Here is a 12,932-nt window from a genome sequence, read left to right as displayed (position 1 = left end):
CGGCGGCGCCGGTCCGCGCGGGATGCGCCAGAATCACGGGACCACGGCGGGGCGAGGGAGCGGGGCGGATGACGGCTGGACACGGGACCGGAACGGGAACGGTGCTCGTCCTCGGCGGCACGGCGGAGGCGCGGGCGCTGGCGTCCGCGCTCGTCGGCGCCGGGGTCCCGGTGCTGTCCTCCCTCGCGGGGCGGGTCAGCGAGCCGAGGCTCCCCGTCGGCGGGGTCCGGATCGGCGGCTTCGGGGGAGTGGACGGGCTGGCCCGGTTCCTGGACGGCGACGGGATCGCGGCGGTGGTCGACGCCACCCACCCCTTCGCCGCCCGGATCTCCGGCAACGCGGTGGAGGCGTGCGCGCGGGCCGGTGTCCCGCTGCTGCGCCTGGCCAGGCCCGGCTGGGCGGCCGACCCCGGCGCCGCGCGCTGGACCTGGGTCGACGACCACGACCAGGCCGCGGTGCGCGCCGCCGCGCTGGGCCGGAGCGTCTTCCTGACCACGGGCCGCCAGGCCCTGCACCACTTCACCGGGCCGCTGGCCGCGCACGCGGTGCTGGCCCGCGTGGTCGAGGCCGTGGACGTCGGACTGCCGCCCGCCTGGACCCTGCTGCGGGACCGGGGCCCCTACACCGTCGAGGGCGAGCGGGCGCTCATGGCCGGGCACCGGATCGACGTGCTGGTCACCAAGGACTCCGGGGGCTCCCACACCCGCGCCAAGCTGGACGCCGCCCGGGAGGCGGGCGTGTCCGTGGTGGTCGTGCGCCGCCCCCGGTACGCCTCCGGCCCCCACGCGGTGGTCGAGACGGTGCCGCGGGCCCTGGAGTGGCTCACCGCCGCCCTTCCCCGCCGATCGTGACCTTTCCGGGGTCTCGGAGTCGGTCGAGACCCCGAAAGGGCCACGATCAACGGGAGAGGGAAGCGGCGAAGCGGGCGGCGGCCTCCGGGTATCCCGCCCAGTGGGTGTGCAGGTAGGAGGCGTGCAGGGTGGGGCGGCCGGTCCGGGCGGGGTCGGCGGAGAAGCCGTCGGGGCGGTCGCCGAGCAGCCAGGCCGGGTCCCCGCCGGAGCCCGGCGCCGCGACGCGGGTGCGGTGGAACTCGTGCCCGGGAACCCGCGCCCCCGCCGGGGCCAGCAGCGTCTCCCGGTCCGCGCGCGCCTCGTGGTAGGACAGCGCCAGCCGGGGCGTCATCCGCGCCGACGCGTCGAGGGCGCCCACCATGGGCGTCCCGTCGACCTCGCGGCACAGGTACAGCAGCCCCGCGCACTCGGCGACCGTGGGGACCCCGCCGCGCACGGCGTCGAGCAGGGCCGCGCGCATCGCGGTGTTCGCGGACAGGTCGGCGGCGTGCACCTCGGGGAAGCCGCCGCCCAGGTAGATCCCGGCGGTGCCCTCGGGCAGGGCGGGGTCGGCCGCGGGGTCGAACGCCACCGGCCGGCAGCCGGCGGCGCGCAGCAGCTCCTCGGTCTCGGCGTAGCGGAAGGTGAAGGCCCGCCCGCCCGCCACGGCCACCACCGGTCCGGTCCCGTCCCCGCCCGGGGCGGGCGCGCCCGCCCCGGCGAGCGCGGCCTCGGGCGACCACGCCGCCGCGCGCAGAGGCGGGGCGCTCCGGGCGACGCGCACGACCGCCGCCAGGTCCACCCGCTCGGCGATCCGCGCGGCGAGCCGGTCCAGGGACGCGGCCGCGTCGGAGCGCTCCTGCGCGGGCACCAGGCCCAGGTGCCGCGACGGGGCGGCGATCCCGTCGTCGCGGCGCAGCGTCCCCAGCACCGGCACGCCGATCTCCTCCAGCGCGGACACCACCTCCCCGGCGTGGCGGTCGGAACCGGCCTTGTTGAGGACGACCCCGGCGAGGCGCACCCGGCGGTCGAACGCGGCCATGCCCGCGACCACCGCCGCGATCGACCGCGACGCGTGCGAGATGTCCACCACCAGCACCACGGGGGCGTCCAGGAGCGTGGCCACGTGCGCGGTGGACGCGAAGCCGCGCCCGCCGATCCGCCCGTCGTACAGGCCCATGACCCCCTCGACCACGGCGATGTCCGCGGGCCTGGGGGTCCGCGCCCCGTGCAGCAGCAGCGGGGCCAGCAGCGCCTCGCCGTGCAGGTGGGCGTCGAGGTTGCGGCCGGGGCGCCCCGTGGCGAGGGCGTGGTAGCCGGGGTCGATGTAGTCCGGGCCCACCTTGTGCCCGGACACCTCGTGCCCGGCGGCGCGCAGCGCGGCCATGAGCCCGGTCGCCACGGTGGTCTTGCCGTGCCCCGACGCGGGCGCGGCGACGACCAGCCGGGGCAGGGGCGTCAGCGGGCCGCCCGCCGGGTCCTCACCACTCAATGCCGCGCTGGCCCTTCTGCCCGGCGTCCATGGGGTGTCTGACCTTCGTCATCTCCGTGACCAGGTCGGCGGCCTCCAGGATCGCGGGGTGCGCGCGGCGGCCGGTGATCACCACGTGCTGGTGGCCGGGGCGGCCGCGCAGCGTCTCCACGACGTCGTCCACGTCGATCCAGCCCCAGTTGACGGGGTAGGTGAACTCGTCGAGGAGGTACAGGTCGTGCTCCTGGGCGGCGATGCGGCGCTTGATCTCCGCCCACCCCTCCACGGCGTCCGCGGCGTGGTCGTCCTCGGTGCCCGCCTTGCGGGACCACGACCACCCCGAGCCCATCTTGTGCCACTCGACGGGGCCGCCGACGCCCTTCTCGGCGTGCAGCCCCGCCAGCGCCTCGAAGGCGGTCTGCTCTCCGAGGCGCCACTTCGCGGACTTCACGAACTGGAACACCGCGACGTTCCAGCCCTGGTTCCAGCCGCGCAGCGCCAGGCCGAACGCGGCGGTGGACTTCCCCTTGCCGTCCCCGGTGTGCACCATGACCAGCGGCCGGTTGCGGCGCTGGCGGGTGGTCAGCCCGTCGTCGGGCACGGACTCCGGCTGTCCCTTCGGCATCAGGCGGCCCGTCCCCTCGCTGCGGCGCCGGTGACGGCGCTCGTGATGGACTCGGCGCTGACCTCGCCGACGTGCGTGTACTCGGCTCCCAGCCGCCCCGCGAGCACGGCGGCCAGCCCCATCCGGAAGCGGCCGGTCTCGGAGTCGACGACCAGCACCGACAACCCGTCGCGGGCCACGTGCTCGGCGGCGACGTGGTCGGCGGCGCGCAGGGACCTGGCGAGCGCGTCGGGTCCGGCGGTGGCCCGGCCGTCGGTCACGACCACGAGCAGGGCCCGCCGGTCGGGGTCGCGCAGCCGCTCCCGCCGCAGGACCTCGGACGCCTCCAGCAGCCCTTCGGCGAGCGGGGTGCGGCCCCCTGCGGGCAGCTCCCGCAGCCGGGCCGCCGCCACGTCCACCGATCCGGTGGGCGGCAGGGCCAGGACTGCCTCCCGGTTCCGGAAGGTCACCAGCCCCACCTTGTCGCGGCGCCGGTAGGCGTCCATGAGCAGGGACAGCACGGCGGTCTTGACCTGGGTCATGCGCCGGCGGGCGGCCATGGAGCCCGAGGCGTCCACGCACAGCAGCACCAGGTTGGACTCGCGGCCCTCGCGCACGCTCCGGCGCAGGTCGTCGGGCACGATCGCCAGGCGGCCGGAGCGGCGCGCGGGCGCCGCGGCGCGCGCCGCCGCGGACCGGATCGTCGCCGCCAGGTGCACCGGACCGGAGCCCCGGTCCGCGGGGACGTCCCCGACGGTGCGCCCGGACGTGGTGACGGCGCGCGAGCGGCGGCCGAGCACGCCCTTGCCGGTGCCCGCGACGGTGAACAGCCGGGTGCGGTAGGCGTCCTCCGGGGCGGCCGTGGACACCGGGGCCGGGCTGTCGGGCCGGGGCTCGGCGCCGCCCGACCGGGTGTCCGGCGCGGCGGAACCGGGCTCGTCGGCGGACGCCGATTCGGCGGGGCCGTCCGGGCCGTCGGGACCGGTCGGGCCGTCGGGACCGGGGGAGCCGCCGGGGCCGTCCGGTCCGGGGTCCGGTTCGGGCGGCGGGTCGTCGCCGAGGACCTCGTCGAGAAGGTCGTCCGCGCCGGGTCCGTCGAGGCCGTCGAGGGGGGTGCGCCTGCGCCGGTGCGGCAGGGCGAGGCGGGCGGCGGCGCGCACGTCCTCCCGGGTGACCCGGTCGCGGCCGCACCAGGCGGCGTGGGCCGCGGCGGCGCGGGCGCAGACCAGGTCGGCGCGCATGCCGTCCACGTCGAACGCGGCGCACACCCGCGCGATGGACAGCAGCGCGTCGTCGTCGAGCACCACGTCGGGGAGCAGGGCGCGCGCGGCGGCGATCCGCAGGGACAGCTCCCGCTCGGCGTCGGCGTGCGCGGCGCGGAAGCCCTCGGGGTCGGCGTCGAACGCGAGCCTGCGCCGGACGATCTCCACCCGCAGCGCGGGGTCGCGGGGGGCGGCGACGTCCACCGACAGGCCGAAGCGGTCCAGCAGCTGCGGACGCAGCTCGCCCTCCTCGGGGTTCATCGTGCCCACCAGGCAGAACCGGGCGGCGTGGGAGACCGACACCCCGTCGCGCTCCACGGTGGCGCGGCCCATGGCCGCCGCGTCGAGCAGGAGGTCCACGAGGTGGTCGTGCAGCAGGTTGACCTCGTCGACGTAGAGGACGCCCCGGTGGGCGCGCGCCAGCAGGCCGGGCTCGTACTCGACCGAGCCGCCGGACAGCGCCTTCCCCAGGTGCAGGGAGCCGATCACCCGGTCCTCGCCCGCGCCCACCGGCAGTTCGACGAGCCGCGCCGGGCGGCCGGAGGCCGGGGCGGAGGGGGCGTGCGGACCGTCCGGGCAGCCGGGGTCGGGGGCGGCGGGGTCGCAGGAGAACCGGCAGCCGTCGACCGCCGTGACGGGGGGGAGCAGGGCGGCCTGCGCGCGCACCGCCGTCGACTTCGCGGTGCCCTTCTCCCCCCGGACCAGGACGCCCCCGATCTCGGGGCTGACACCGGCCAGGGTCAGGGCGAGCACCAGGTCGTCGGATCCGACGACGGCGCTGAACGGGTACACGTGCACACTGTCCTCCACAGGCTCCCGCTGGGATCGGGCATGGCGGCAGCCGTGTCGAGGCCGGTATTCGGACTTCCTGATCGACACCGTCCGATCGCCTTCCCGGACGTGCGTCCAGTGGCTGCGCGGTGCGCGTGATCGGCGGCTCCCAGGTCACCGCAGCGGGCCTGCGCCGGATTCTCACCGGCTTCCCGTTTACCCCCGGAGGGCACCTCGACGGTTCTGCCGCGGCCGAGTCTAGCCCGTGGGCGGCGGACGGCCGGGTGCCGGGGCCGGACCGGAACCCCGCCGCGCCCGCCCCCCTCGGCGGCCCGGGGCGGGGGAGCACTAGGGTTGCCCGCCATGGAACCAGTGATCACTGTGGTCGGCGTGGGGGCCGACGGCTGGGAGGGGCTCGCCCCCGCCTCCAGGGCGGCCGTCGAGTCCGCCGAGGTGGTCGTCGGGGGAGCCCGGCACCTGGGCCTGGTCCCCGACACCGGGGCGGTCCGCGAGACCTGGCCGTCACCGCTGGCCAGCGGCCTTCCCGCGCTGCTGGAGCGGCACAGAGGCCGCCGGATGGCGGTGCTGGCGTCCGGCGACCCCCTGCTGTCCGGGGTGGGGACCACCCTGGTCGGCCTGCTCGGGCCGGACCGGGTGGAGGTCCTGCCCGCCGTGAGCTCCGTCGCGCTGGCGCGGGCCCGGATGCGGTGGAGCGCGGAGTCCGTCGACGTGGTCACGCTCGTGGGCCGGGACGCCGACGCCGTGCGCCGCTCCCTCACGCCCGGACGGCGGCTGGTCGTGCTGTCCTCGGACGGCGCGACGCCCGCGGCGGTGGCCGCGCGGCTGGTCGAGCACGGCCTGGGCGCCAGCCGGATGACCGTCCTGGCCGACCTGGGCGGCGACCGCGAGTCGCGGGCGGACGCCGTCGCGGCGGAGTGGGGGGAGCGGCCCGCGCCCGCGCTGAACGTGGTGTGCGTGGAGGTCGCGACCGGCGGCGGGTTCGCCCTGACCCCCGGCCTGCCCGACGACGCCTTCGAGCACGACGGCCAGATCACCAAGCGCGACCTGCGGGTCGCCGCGGTGTGCGCGCTGGGGCCGCGCCCGGGCGCGCTGCTGTGGGACGTCGGCGCCGGAGCGGGGTCGGTGGCCGTGGAGTGGTTGCGCGCCGACGCCCGCTGCCGGGCCGTCGCGGTCGAGCGGGACCCCGGGCGCGCGGAGCGCGTGGGCCGCAACGCCGCGCGGCTGGGCGTGCCGTCCCTGCGGGTGGTGCGGGGGAGCGCGCCGGACGCCCTGGCCGGGCTGGAGGAGCCGGACGCGGTGTTCGTCGGCGGCGGGGCGTCCAACCCGGGGGTGCTCGACGCGTGCTGGTCGGCCCTGCGGCCCGGCGGCCGGATGGTGGTCCACGCGGTGACCCTGGAGACCGAGGCCGGGCTGGTGCGGCGGTGGCGGCGGCACGGCGGGGAGCTGGTCCGCCTGTCGGTCGAGCGGGCGGCCCCCCTCGGCTCCTTCACCGGCTGGGAGCCCGCCCGCCCGGTCGTCCAGTGGGCCGCGACGAAGACAGATCAGGAGAACCAGACATGACCGTCCACTTCGTCGGAGCCGGCCCCGGGGCCGCCGACCTGCTGACCCTGCGCGCGGTGGAGCTGCTGCGCGCCGCCCCGGTCTGCCTGTACGCGGGCACCTACATCGACGGCGAGGTGCTGGCGCACTGCGCGGAGGGCGCCGAACTGGTGGACACCCGCCACCTGGACCTCGACGAGATCACCGCGCGCCTGGTGGACGCGGACCGGCGCGGGCTGGACGCGGTGCGCCTGTGCTCGGGGGACCCGTCGCTGTACAGCGCCCTCACCGAGCAGACCAGGCGGCTGGACGCGGCGGGCGTGGCCTGGGACGTCACCCCCGGGGTCCCGGCGTACGCGGCCGCCGCCGCGCTGCTGGGCACCGAGCTCACGGTGCCCGAGGTCGCGCAGACCGTGGTCCTCACGCGGACTCAGGCCCGTTCCACGAGGATGCCGGAGACGGAGTCGCTGGTCAACGCGGCGCGGCTGCGCGGCACCCTGGTCCTGCACCTGGCGATCCGGCGGGTCCGGGCGCTGGCGGAGGAGCTGGTCCCCGAGTACGGCGCGGACTGCCCGGCCGTGGTGGTCGCCCACGCGTCCCGGCCGAACGAGCTGGTCCTGCGCGGCACCCTCGACGACATCGCCGACCAGGCGGAGGTGGCCGGGCTGCGCCACACCGCCGTCATCCTGGTCGGCCCGGCCCTGGCCGGCCGCGACCCGGGCGTGGACGAGGCGGTCTGCTCCCACTTGTACGACCCGAACCGCGACCGGTCCCAGGCGCCCTGACCCCGCGCCGCAGCCGTCCGGGCGGCGACCGGTGGTCTTGACGCTACTGCCCCGAAACCGCGCTTTCGGGGCAGTAGCGTCAAGACCACCGCGGAGTCCTCGCGGACCAATCTCAAAGCCACCGCCGACCAGTGGAATGCACATTAAGAGGGCATGCGAGCGAAACGGCTCTCCTGACGTGGGAAGGGATGAGGAGTCGGCCCCGGAATCCGTTGTCCGGAACCGGTCGTAACCGCTGACAGGTCGCGATAACCCGGTTACCGTCGATCATGCGTGGTTACGGCTGATCAGGAGACCCCTGCCATGAACCATTCTCCTTCCGAACATCCCCGTCCGTGGGGACTCTCCCGGATGGCTCCTTATCCGGCTTCGGCTCCGCGGCCATACTCACGGGTCGAACTCGATCCGCAGTCCCAAACCGGTCGCTACTTCGACCCGTCCGGACGGCCTCTGGAAGCGGGAAAGCACGGAACCAACGCGGAAGTCCAGTCGCCCTACGAAACCCCGGTCGGAGGGGACGGCGAGGGGCCACAAGGGACTCAGACCGACACCAGCACGGACTGGGTCTCCGACTGATTCTGTGTCCAACACCGTCCTTGTGGTGACCGAGGTCAATGATCCCACCGCTGACCTCGTCATTCGCGAACTCAATAACCGTCAAGTGTCGGTTGTCCGGATTGACCCCGGTGATTTTCCCAACCATGCGCGCGCATCCGTGTTCTTCACCGATGGCGGCATGTCCGGCGTCCTGTCCGGTTCCACGCGGAGCACGGATATAGCGGCGGTCCGGTCGGTGTACTGGCGACGCCCTTCGGCGTACCGTGCTCCTGAGTCCCTCGATGCCCGGGATCAGGCTTGGGTCGTGGACCAGTCCAGATGGGGTTTTGGTGGGCTGCTCGCCCGCGTTCCGAAGGCGCTGTACGTGAACCATCCGTGGCGCAACCGGGACGCCGAGTCCAAACCCGCGCAACTCGCCGCCGCGAACTCGGCTGGGTTCACGATTCCGCCGAGCCTGGTCACCAACGATCCGGAACGGGCGCGGGAGTTCGTCACCGCAAATGCGCCTGTGGTCTACAAGCCACTGTGGCGCGGCGACTACCACGCCGATGACGGTAGCGGGCGGGTGATCTGGGTGCGGAGAGTCGTTCTCGAAGAACTCGACGAGTCCGTTTCCGGAGCGGCGCACCTGTTCCAAGCGGAGGTGGACAAGGAAGCCGACATCCGACTCACCGCTGTGGGCCCGGAATTGTTCGCGGTTCGTATCGACGGAGCCCCTCGTCTGGACTGGCGAGAGGACTACCCACTTCTCACCTACACCCCTCTCGACGTTCCAGAACATGTCTCCACGGCGGTGCGGTGTTACTTGGCCGTGTTCGGACTGGAGTTCGGTGCGTTCGACTTCGCACTGGGGCGGGACGGGACGTGGGTGTTCCTGGAGTGCAATCCCAATGGCCAGTGGGGATGGTTCGGTGACGGCACTTCCGATCGCATCGCCGCGGCGATCGCGAGAAAGCTGGAGAGAGGTCGGGTATGACCACGGGCGTTGATCCCGGGGCCGCGCTCCGCAGATCATTGGCGGACAGGCTCGCGGCCGATGGCAGGCTCCACAGCGACGGGTGGAGAGCTGCGGTCGAGGCCGTGCCGCGTGAGGTGTTCCTGGGAGACGCCGTCTACCGGATGGACGCCGACACCGATACCTGGTCGGTTCTGCGCAGATCGGAGATCGGCGAACCCGGGTGGCTCGACCTGGTCTACCGGGACGAGACGTGGGTGACCCAGGTCGGGGGCGTCGACGCGGTCGACGCCTTCGACCGGGTCGCGGGAGCACCGACGTCGTCGTCGTCGCTTCCCGGCCTGGTCGTGGGGATGCTCGAGGACCTTGACGTCCGCGACGGTCAGGACCTGTTGGAGATCGGTACCGGCACCGGATACTCCACCGCGTTGATGTGCCACAGGGCCGGAGCCGGGCAGGTCACCTCGGTCGAGGTCGACCCGGGGACGGCGGCCCGGGCCCGGACCGCTCTGGCGGCTCTGGGGTACGAGCCTGATCTGCGTGTCGGGGACGGGTTCGGCGGGGCGGGAGGGCGTGACCATGACCGGATCATCGCCACGTGCGCCTTTCGCTACGTTCCTCCGCCGTGGCTGTACCAGGTGGACACCGGCGCGAAGATCCTGGTGACCCTTTCGGGATGGCTGCACGCCAACGCGCAGGTGCTGCTCGACGTCGACGACGAGGGCACCGCGTCGGGGCGGTTCCTGCCGGGGTTCCGGTCGTTCATGATGGCGCGCTCCCACCAGCCGCCGCCGCGCGGACCGGTGTTCTTCCCGTCGGGCGCACCGGAACGGGACACCCCGGTCGGCCTGGACGTGCTCGACGACTGGACCGGCGTGTTCGTGGCCCAGCTCGCGGCCCCGTCGGCGGTGCGGTACGGGATGGGGTCCGAAGGCGGACTGCTCGACGTGTCCACCGGGTCGCAGGCCCGGGTGCGCGTTTCGGAAGGGGGCGGCTGGCGGGTCGCCCAGCACGGGCCGGTGCGCCTCTGGGACGCGGTCGAGGAGGCCGTCGCGGTGTGGCGGGACGCGGGGTCGCCGCACGCCTCCGCGTTCGGGCTCACCGCTGCGCCGGGCGGCCAACGGGTGTGGCTGGAAACCCCGGACGGGCCGTCGTGGCGATTGCCGGTCTGACCCGGGGTCAGAGCCGGTCGTGTTTGGCGGCGGTGAGGAAGGCGCGCCACTCGGCAGCAGGGAAGAGGAGGGTGGCCTTGTCCCGGTTCCGGGTGTCGCGCACGGCGGACGCTCCGGGGGCGTCGGCGACCTCGACGCACTCGCCGTGGGACCCGCTGCGGCTCGGTTTTCTCCACTCGCGCGGCCTTCGGTCACGCGGGGTCTTCCGCCCGCGTTTCGAGCAGGTAGTCGTTGGTGACGGCGTGGCGCGGTGGTGCCACGAACTCGTAGTACTGGATGGGGCCTGTGCCGTCGCTCCATACGGAGGTGCCCGCGAGGACCGCCGCGCCTTCGTCGATCTCCAGGGCCGCGGCTTCTCTGGCGTCGGCCGTACGCCCCTCGAAGTAGTCGCGGCCGTGAGTGGCGTTCCGGCCGGTGCGCTCCCCAATGAGGTGCAGGATGTTCGGAATCGGCTCGGCCACCAACAGTTCCGGGACGTCATGGGAGAAAGGCGCTGGAAGCCAGCTCACCGAGAGCCGGTAGGGGCGGCCCTCCCGGTAGGTGACGGCCTGGCGTCGGATCACCGTCATGTTCAACGCGTCGGCGTTGATGCCGAGGGCCGCTCCGATGCTGGGGAGCATGGGCACGCCCCCGACCTCGTTGACGTCGACGATGTCGTGGTCGGAAGGCTTCAACCGCCGGATTCGCTCCGCCGGGGCGGGGAGCGCACGGGGACCCAGCACGACGGTGCCCTGCTGGGTGGTGCGGAGCAGCCCCTCCCCGCGCAGCTGCCTGACCGCCTTGTGCGCGGTCCCGGGTGAGACCGAGAACTTCTCCGCCATATCGACGACGGTGGGCAGGCGGTCGCCTTCGCGCAGCGCGCCGGTGGCGATGAGGTCTCGGTAGTGGTCCGCGATCTGCGCGTACGGCGGGCTCGGTCTCTGTATCTCAGGGGTCATGGCTTCCTTCCTACCGCATATATGCCTACTAGATCATGATCACCGACAGGACGGGTTGTCTGCCTGACCTTCTGCGGAAGTCCTTTGCCTTCACAACACGAACCGTATATTCAAGGTATATATAAGCTGCGGTACACGCGCCGCTGAGAGGCGGCTTGATCCTGTGGGGGCGCCCGTGGTGTCGTCTGGGGTGTTCGCGCCGGTGCGGTGGGAGCCGCGCATCTACGAGGGGTCGCTGAAGCAAGCCGCTGTCGTGCGTTCGCACGTGCGCAGGGACCTGTCCGGGTTCGCGCCGGGGCTGGTGGACGACGTGGAGTACACCGCCTCGGGAGGCGAGGGCGGGGAGGTGGTGCGCAGGTTGTCGCTGCCCGAGGCGGGGCTGCTGCGGGTGGAGGTCGCCGACGGCGGCTTCACCGACACCCGGCCCGTTGTGGCGGAACTGTCCGGCGACGACTGGTTCACCTCCGAACGCCACCGGGGCCTGCTCATGGTGTCGGCGCTCGCCAAAGGCTGGGGCTTCTACCCGGTGTTCGCGCACCCCACCCTGAACCTGGGCCTGGTGGTGTGGGCCGACCTGCCCGTGGACCCCGCACAGGTCCCCGCCGGGCTGCCCCGCTTCGTGCACACCGCCTGACCACCGGCGTTTCCTCGGTGATCTTGCTCTTTTCCGGCCTCAGACTCGCTCGGAACCCGGAAAAGAGCAAGATCACCGGGAAAACAGGACCACGGAAAGGATCCCGACACCCATGACCGGCACCGTCACACACGGCGGCATCCTCGGCCCCGGCCCTGCCCCCGGCCTCCGCGCCGCCACCGTCTGGACCGCCGACAGGCCGGGCAGGACCCGCACCGGGACCTCCGCGTAGCGGGGGACCTGAGCGGCCTCGAACACCGCCGACGCCATCCTCATGGCATGTGACCCTTGCGGACCTTCTGCGACCGCCGTGGTCTCAGCCCTCCAGGTGATCGAATTGGGCCTTCACCAGTGACGGCCCTTCGAAGTCCTCGGGAATGGCGTCCATCAGCACCTCGTTGACGGTTCGCCCCAGCCACTGGTTGGAGTTGCGGCGAACCCCCTGGCGTCTGAACCCGGCGCGCTCGTATGCCGTGATCGCCCCCTTGTTGGGTTCGATCACGGTCAGGTACACGCATCGCAGGTTGGTGATGTGGAAGGCGTAGTCCAGGACAAGGCGGGACGCCTCGGTTCCGATCCCCTTGCTTCGGGACTCTCTGGTAAGAGCCACCACGTACTCGCCGTTGCGGCGCATGACGTCGATGTACACCTGGGCCAACCCAACGGGAAGCGGGCTCTGGCAGGTGACGTCGTAGATGGTGAACTTGAGTTGGTTGTCGCAGGTGCGGTCGTAGGTGTCGTAGATCTTGCGGCTGACCTCGATCGGCTGGGGTGTCTGCCGGTTGTACCCGACGATGGTCGGGATTTCCTGCTCCCACCTCCAGTACTCCTCGACCAGGTCGGCCCGAACCGGTCCGATCCCGGCGGTCGCACCGCGCAACCAGATGTCGGAGTCACTCATGCGGTTACCGGTTCCTTCGTCTCAGGGATGACGCGTGTTCTCGTGTAGCGCCGTGTCGATGGCGGCTCGGCCGCCGCGTCGCCATCAGGCGTTTCCACCCAGGCGTGCAACCGGATCGGATCAGCGGCCACTCCGTGGCACCAGCGTGCGTTTTTCCCCAACATCGCCAGAATGATCACGGCCGCCACGGATTCTTCCAGGCAGGCCACTCGAAAAGGGCTCGCGAGGGCCACGCGCCTGACCGCATGGACGGCATCGAGAACCTCTCCCGGAGAGGCCGGAATACGGCGACGCCGGTTGACCGCTCCGACCAGAGCCGTCAACCTCGCCATACTCGCGGTCTTGGCTCCGGCCCGTTGTACCGCCAGGGTGGCCACGAGTGCTCCAATCCCGATCAGGGTCCACCGTACGGGAGCCGAAGGAATCTCGCTCAAGGCGAAGCGGACCTCATGGACTCCCCAGCTCGGTTCCCAGGGCCTTCCTTTGAGTGG

At 73.2% G+C, this 12,932-nt stretch carries 13 protein-coding genes, 1 pseudogene and 1 riboswitch; of the genes and pseudogenes, 7 read left to right on the top strand and 7 right to left on the bottom strand.

All coding sequences use genetic code 11. The annotated features are described in order from the left end of the window. Positions 1-68 precede the first annotated feature (68 nt). Positions 69-851, top strand: coding sequence for a cobalt-precorrin-6A reductase (locus tag EV190_RS01895; RefSeq protein WP_133739642.1), 783 nt, complete (start codon positions 69-71; stop codon positions 849-851). A 46-nt stretch (positions 852-897) separates the two neighbouring features. Here the strand turns inward: EV190_RS01895 and EV190_RS01890 are convergent, their stop codons facing one another. Genes EV190_RS01890 through EV190_RS01880 form a run of 3 tightly spaced genes read right to left on the bottom strand, consistent with a single transcriptional unit; the run spans position 898 to position 4,977 of the window. Continuing rightward, positions 898-2,322, bottom strand: coding sequence for a cobyrinate a,c-diamide synthase (locus EV190_RS01890; protein ID WP_243742273.1), 1,425 nt, complete (start codon positions 2,320-2,322; stop codon positions 898-900). Beyond that, positions 2,312-2,926 carry a cob(I)yrinic acid a,c-diamide adenosyltransferase gene (cobO, locus tag EV190_RS01885; protein WP_133739641.1) on the bottom strand — a complete coding sequence of 205 codons (615 nt, stop codon included), beginning with the start codon at positions 2,924-2,926 and terminating at the stop codon, positions 2,312-2,314. Before cobO ends, EV190_RS01890 begins: the two co-directional genes overlap by 11 nt. After that, positions 2,926-4,977 (bottom strand): VWA domain-containing protein, encoded by a 2,052-nt coding sequence (locus EV190_RS01880; protein WP_133739640.1) that lies wholly within the window; start codon positions 4,975-4,977, stop codon positions 2,926-2,928. Before EV190_RS01880 ends, cobO begins: the two co-directional genes overlap by 1 nt. A 34-nt stretch (positions 4,978-5,011) precedes the next feature. Beyond that, a riboswitch (cobalamin riboswitch) is annotated at positions 5,012-5,177 on the bottom strand. Between the two features lie 124 nt (positions 5,178-5,301). Between EV190_RS01880 and cbiE the strand changes: the two genes are divergently transcribed. From cbiE to tgmC, 5 genes are all read left to right on the top strand, one after another. After that, entirely contained in the window at positions 5,302-6,519 is a 1,218-nt protein-coding gene (gene cbiE / locus EV190_RS01875) for a precorrin-6y C5,15-methyltransferase (decarboxylating) subunit CbiE (RefSeq protein WP_133739639.1), read from the top strand. Beyond that, positions 6,516-7,283, top strand: coding sequence for a cobalt-precorrin-4/precorrin-4 C(11)-methyltransferase (locus EV190_RS01870; protein WP_133739638.1), 768 nt, complete (start codon positions 6,516-6,518; stop codon positions 7,281-7,283). The genes cbiE and EV190_RS01870 overlap by 4 nt, the downstream gene beginning before the upstream one ends. A 303-nt stretch (positions 7,284-7,586) precedes the next feature. Further along, positions 7,587-7,859, top strand: a complete 273-nt coding sequence (gene tgmA / locus EV190_RS24460) for a putative ATP-grasp-modified RiPP (protein ID WP_133739637.1) — start codon at positions 7,587-7,589, stop codon at positions 7,857-7,859. Positions 7,860-7,863: 4 nt separating this feature from the next. Next, the gene (tgmB, locus tag EV190_RS01860) at positions 7,864-8,817 is read left to right on the top strand and encodes an ATP-grasp ribosomal peptide maturase (RefSeq protein WP_133739636.1); all 954 of its coding nucleotides are present in this window, start codon (positions 7,864-7,866) and stop codon (positions 8,815-8,817) included. Next, the gene (gene tgmC, locus EV190_RS01855) at positions 8,814-9,968 is read left to right on the top strand and encodes an ATP-grasp peptide maturase system methyltransferase (protein WP_133739635.1); all 1,155 of its coding nucleotides are present in this window, start codon (positions 8,814-8,816) and stop codon (positions 9,966-9,968) included. The genes tgmB and tgmC overlap by 4 nt, the downstream gene beginning before the upstream one ends. A gap of 7 nt (positions 9,969-9,975) precedes the next feature. Here tgmC and EV190_RS01850 read toward each other — a convergent pair. Continuing rightward, positions 9,976-10,134, bottom strand: a pseudogene (locus EV190_RS01850) (DUF397 domain-containing protein); the annotation flags it as partial. A 25-nt stretch (positions 10,135-10,159) separates the two neighbouring features. After that, positions 10,160-10,906, bottom strand: a complete 747-nt coding sequence (locus tag EV190_RS01845; protein ID WP_133739634.1) for a GntR family transcriptional regulator — start codon at positions 10,904-10,906, stop codon at positions 10,160-10,162. Positions 10,907-11,084: 178 nt separating this feature from the next. Here EV190_RS01845 and EV190_RS01840 point away from each other — a divergent pair, with 178 nt between their 5' ends. Beyond that, positions 11,085-11,540: an ATP-binding protein gene (locus EV190_RS01840; protein WP_243742272.1), complete on the top strand. Its 456-nt coding sequence runs from the start codon at positions 11,085-11,087 to the stop codon at positions 11,538-11,540. Positions 11,541-11,856: 316 nt separating this feature from the next. Here EV190_RS01840 and EV190_RS01830 read toward each other — a convergent pair whose 3' ends face one another. Both EV190_RS01830 and EV190_RS23625 read right to left on the bottom strand, forming a co-directional pair. Next, on the bottom strand, positions 11,857-12,441 hold the full coding sequence (locus tag EV190_RS01830) for a GNAT family N-acetyltransferase (RefSeq protein WP_133739632.1): 585 nt from the start codon (positions 12,439-12,441) through the stop codon (positions 11,857-11,859). Beyond that, entirely contained in the window at positions 12,438-12,818 is a 381-nt protein-coding gene (locus tag EV190_RS23625) for a lasso peptide biosynthesis B2 protein (protein ID WP_208112988.1), read from the bottom strand. The genes EV190_RS01830 and EV190_RS23625 overlap by 4 nt, the downstream gene beginning before the upstream one ends. Between the last annotated feature and the right edge of the window lie 114 nt (positions 12,819-12,932).

Origin of the sequence: Actinorugispora endophytica (assembly GCF_004363075.1) — a bacterium.
GTDB classification, from domain to species: Bacteria; Actinomycetota; Actinomycetes; order Streptosporangiales; family Streptosporangiaceae; genus Actinorugispora; species Actinorugispora endophytica.
The sequence above is the reverse complement of the archived record's forward strand: the minus strand, read 5'-3'. Positions and strand labels throughout refer to the sequence as shown.

Excerpts from the sequence above, each read along its gene's own strand:
- tgmC (WP_133739635.1), top strand. The coding sequence starts at position 8,814 with ATGACCACGGGCGTTGATCCCGGGGCCGCGCTCCGCAGATCATTGGCG.
- tgmA (WP_133739637.1), top strand. The coding sequence starts at position 7,587 with ATGAACCATTCTCCTTCCGAACATCCCCGTCCGTGGGGACTCTCCCGG.
- EV190_RS01870 (WP_133739638.1), top strand. The coding sequence starts at position 6,516 with ATGACCGTCCACTTCGTCGGAGCCGGCCCCGGGGCCGCCGACCTGCTG.
- cobO (WP_133739641.1), bottom strand. The coding sequence starts at position 2,926 with ATGCCGAAGGGACAGCCGGAGTCCGTGCCCGACGACGGGCTGACCACC.
- EV190_RS01895 (WP_133739642.1), top strand. The coding sequence starts at position 69 with ATGACGGCTGGACACGGGACCGGAACGGGAACGGTGCTCGTCCTCGGC.
- EV190_RS01845 (WP_133739634.1), bottom strand. The coding sequence starts at position 10,906 with ATGACCCCTGAGATACAGAGACCGAGCCCGCCGTACGCGCAGATCGCG.
- cbiE (WP_133739639.1), top strand. The coding sequence starts at position 5,302 with ATGGAACCAGTGATCACTGTGGTCGGCGTGGGGGCCGACGGCTGGGAG.
- EV190_RS01830 (WP_133739632.1), bottom strand. The coding sequence starts at position 12,441 with ATGAGTGACTCCGACATCTGGTTGCGCGGTGCGACCGCCGGGATCGGA.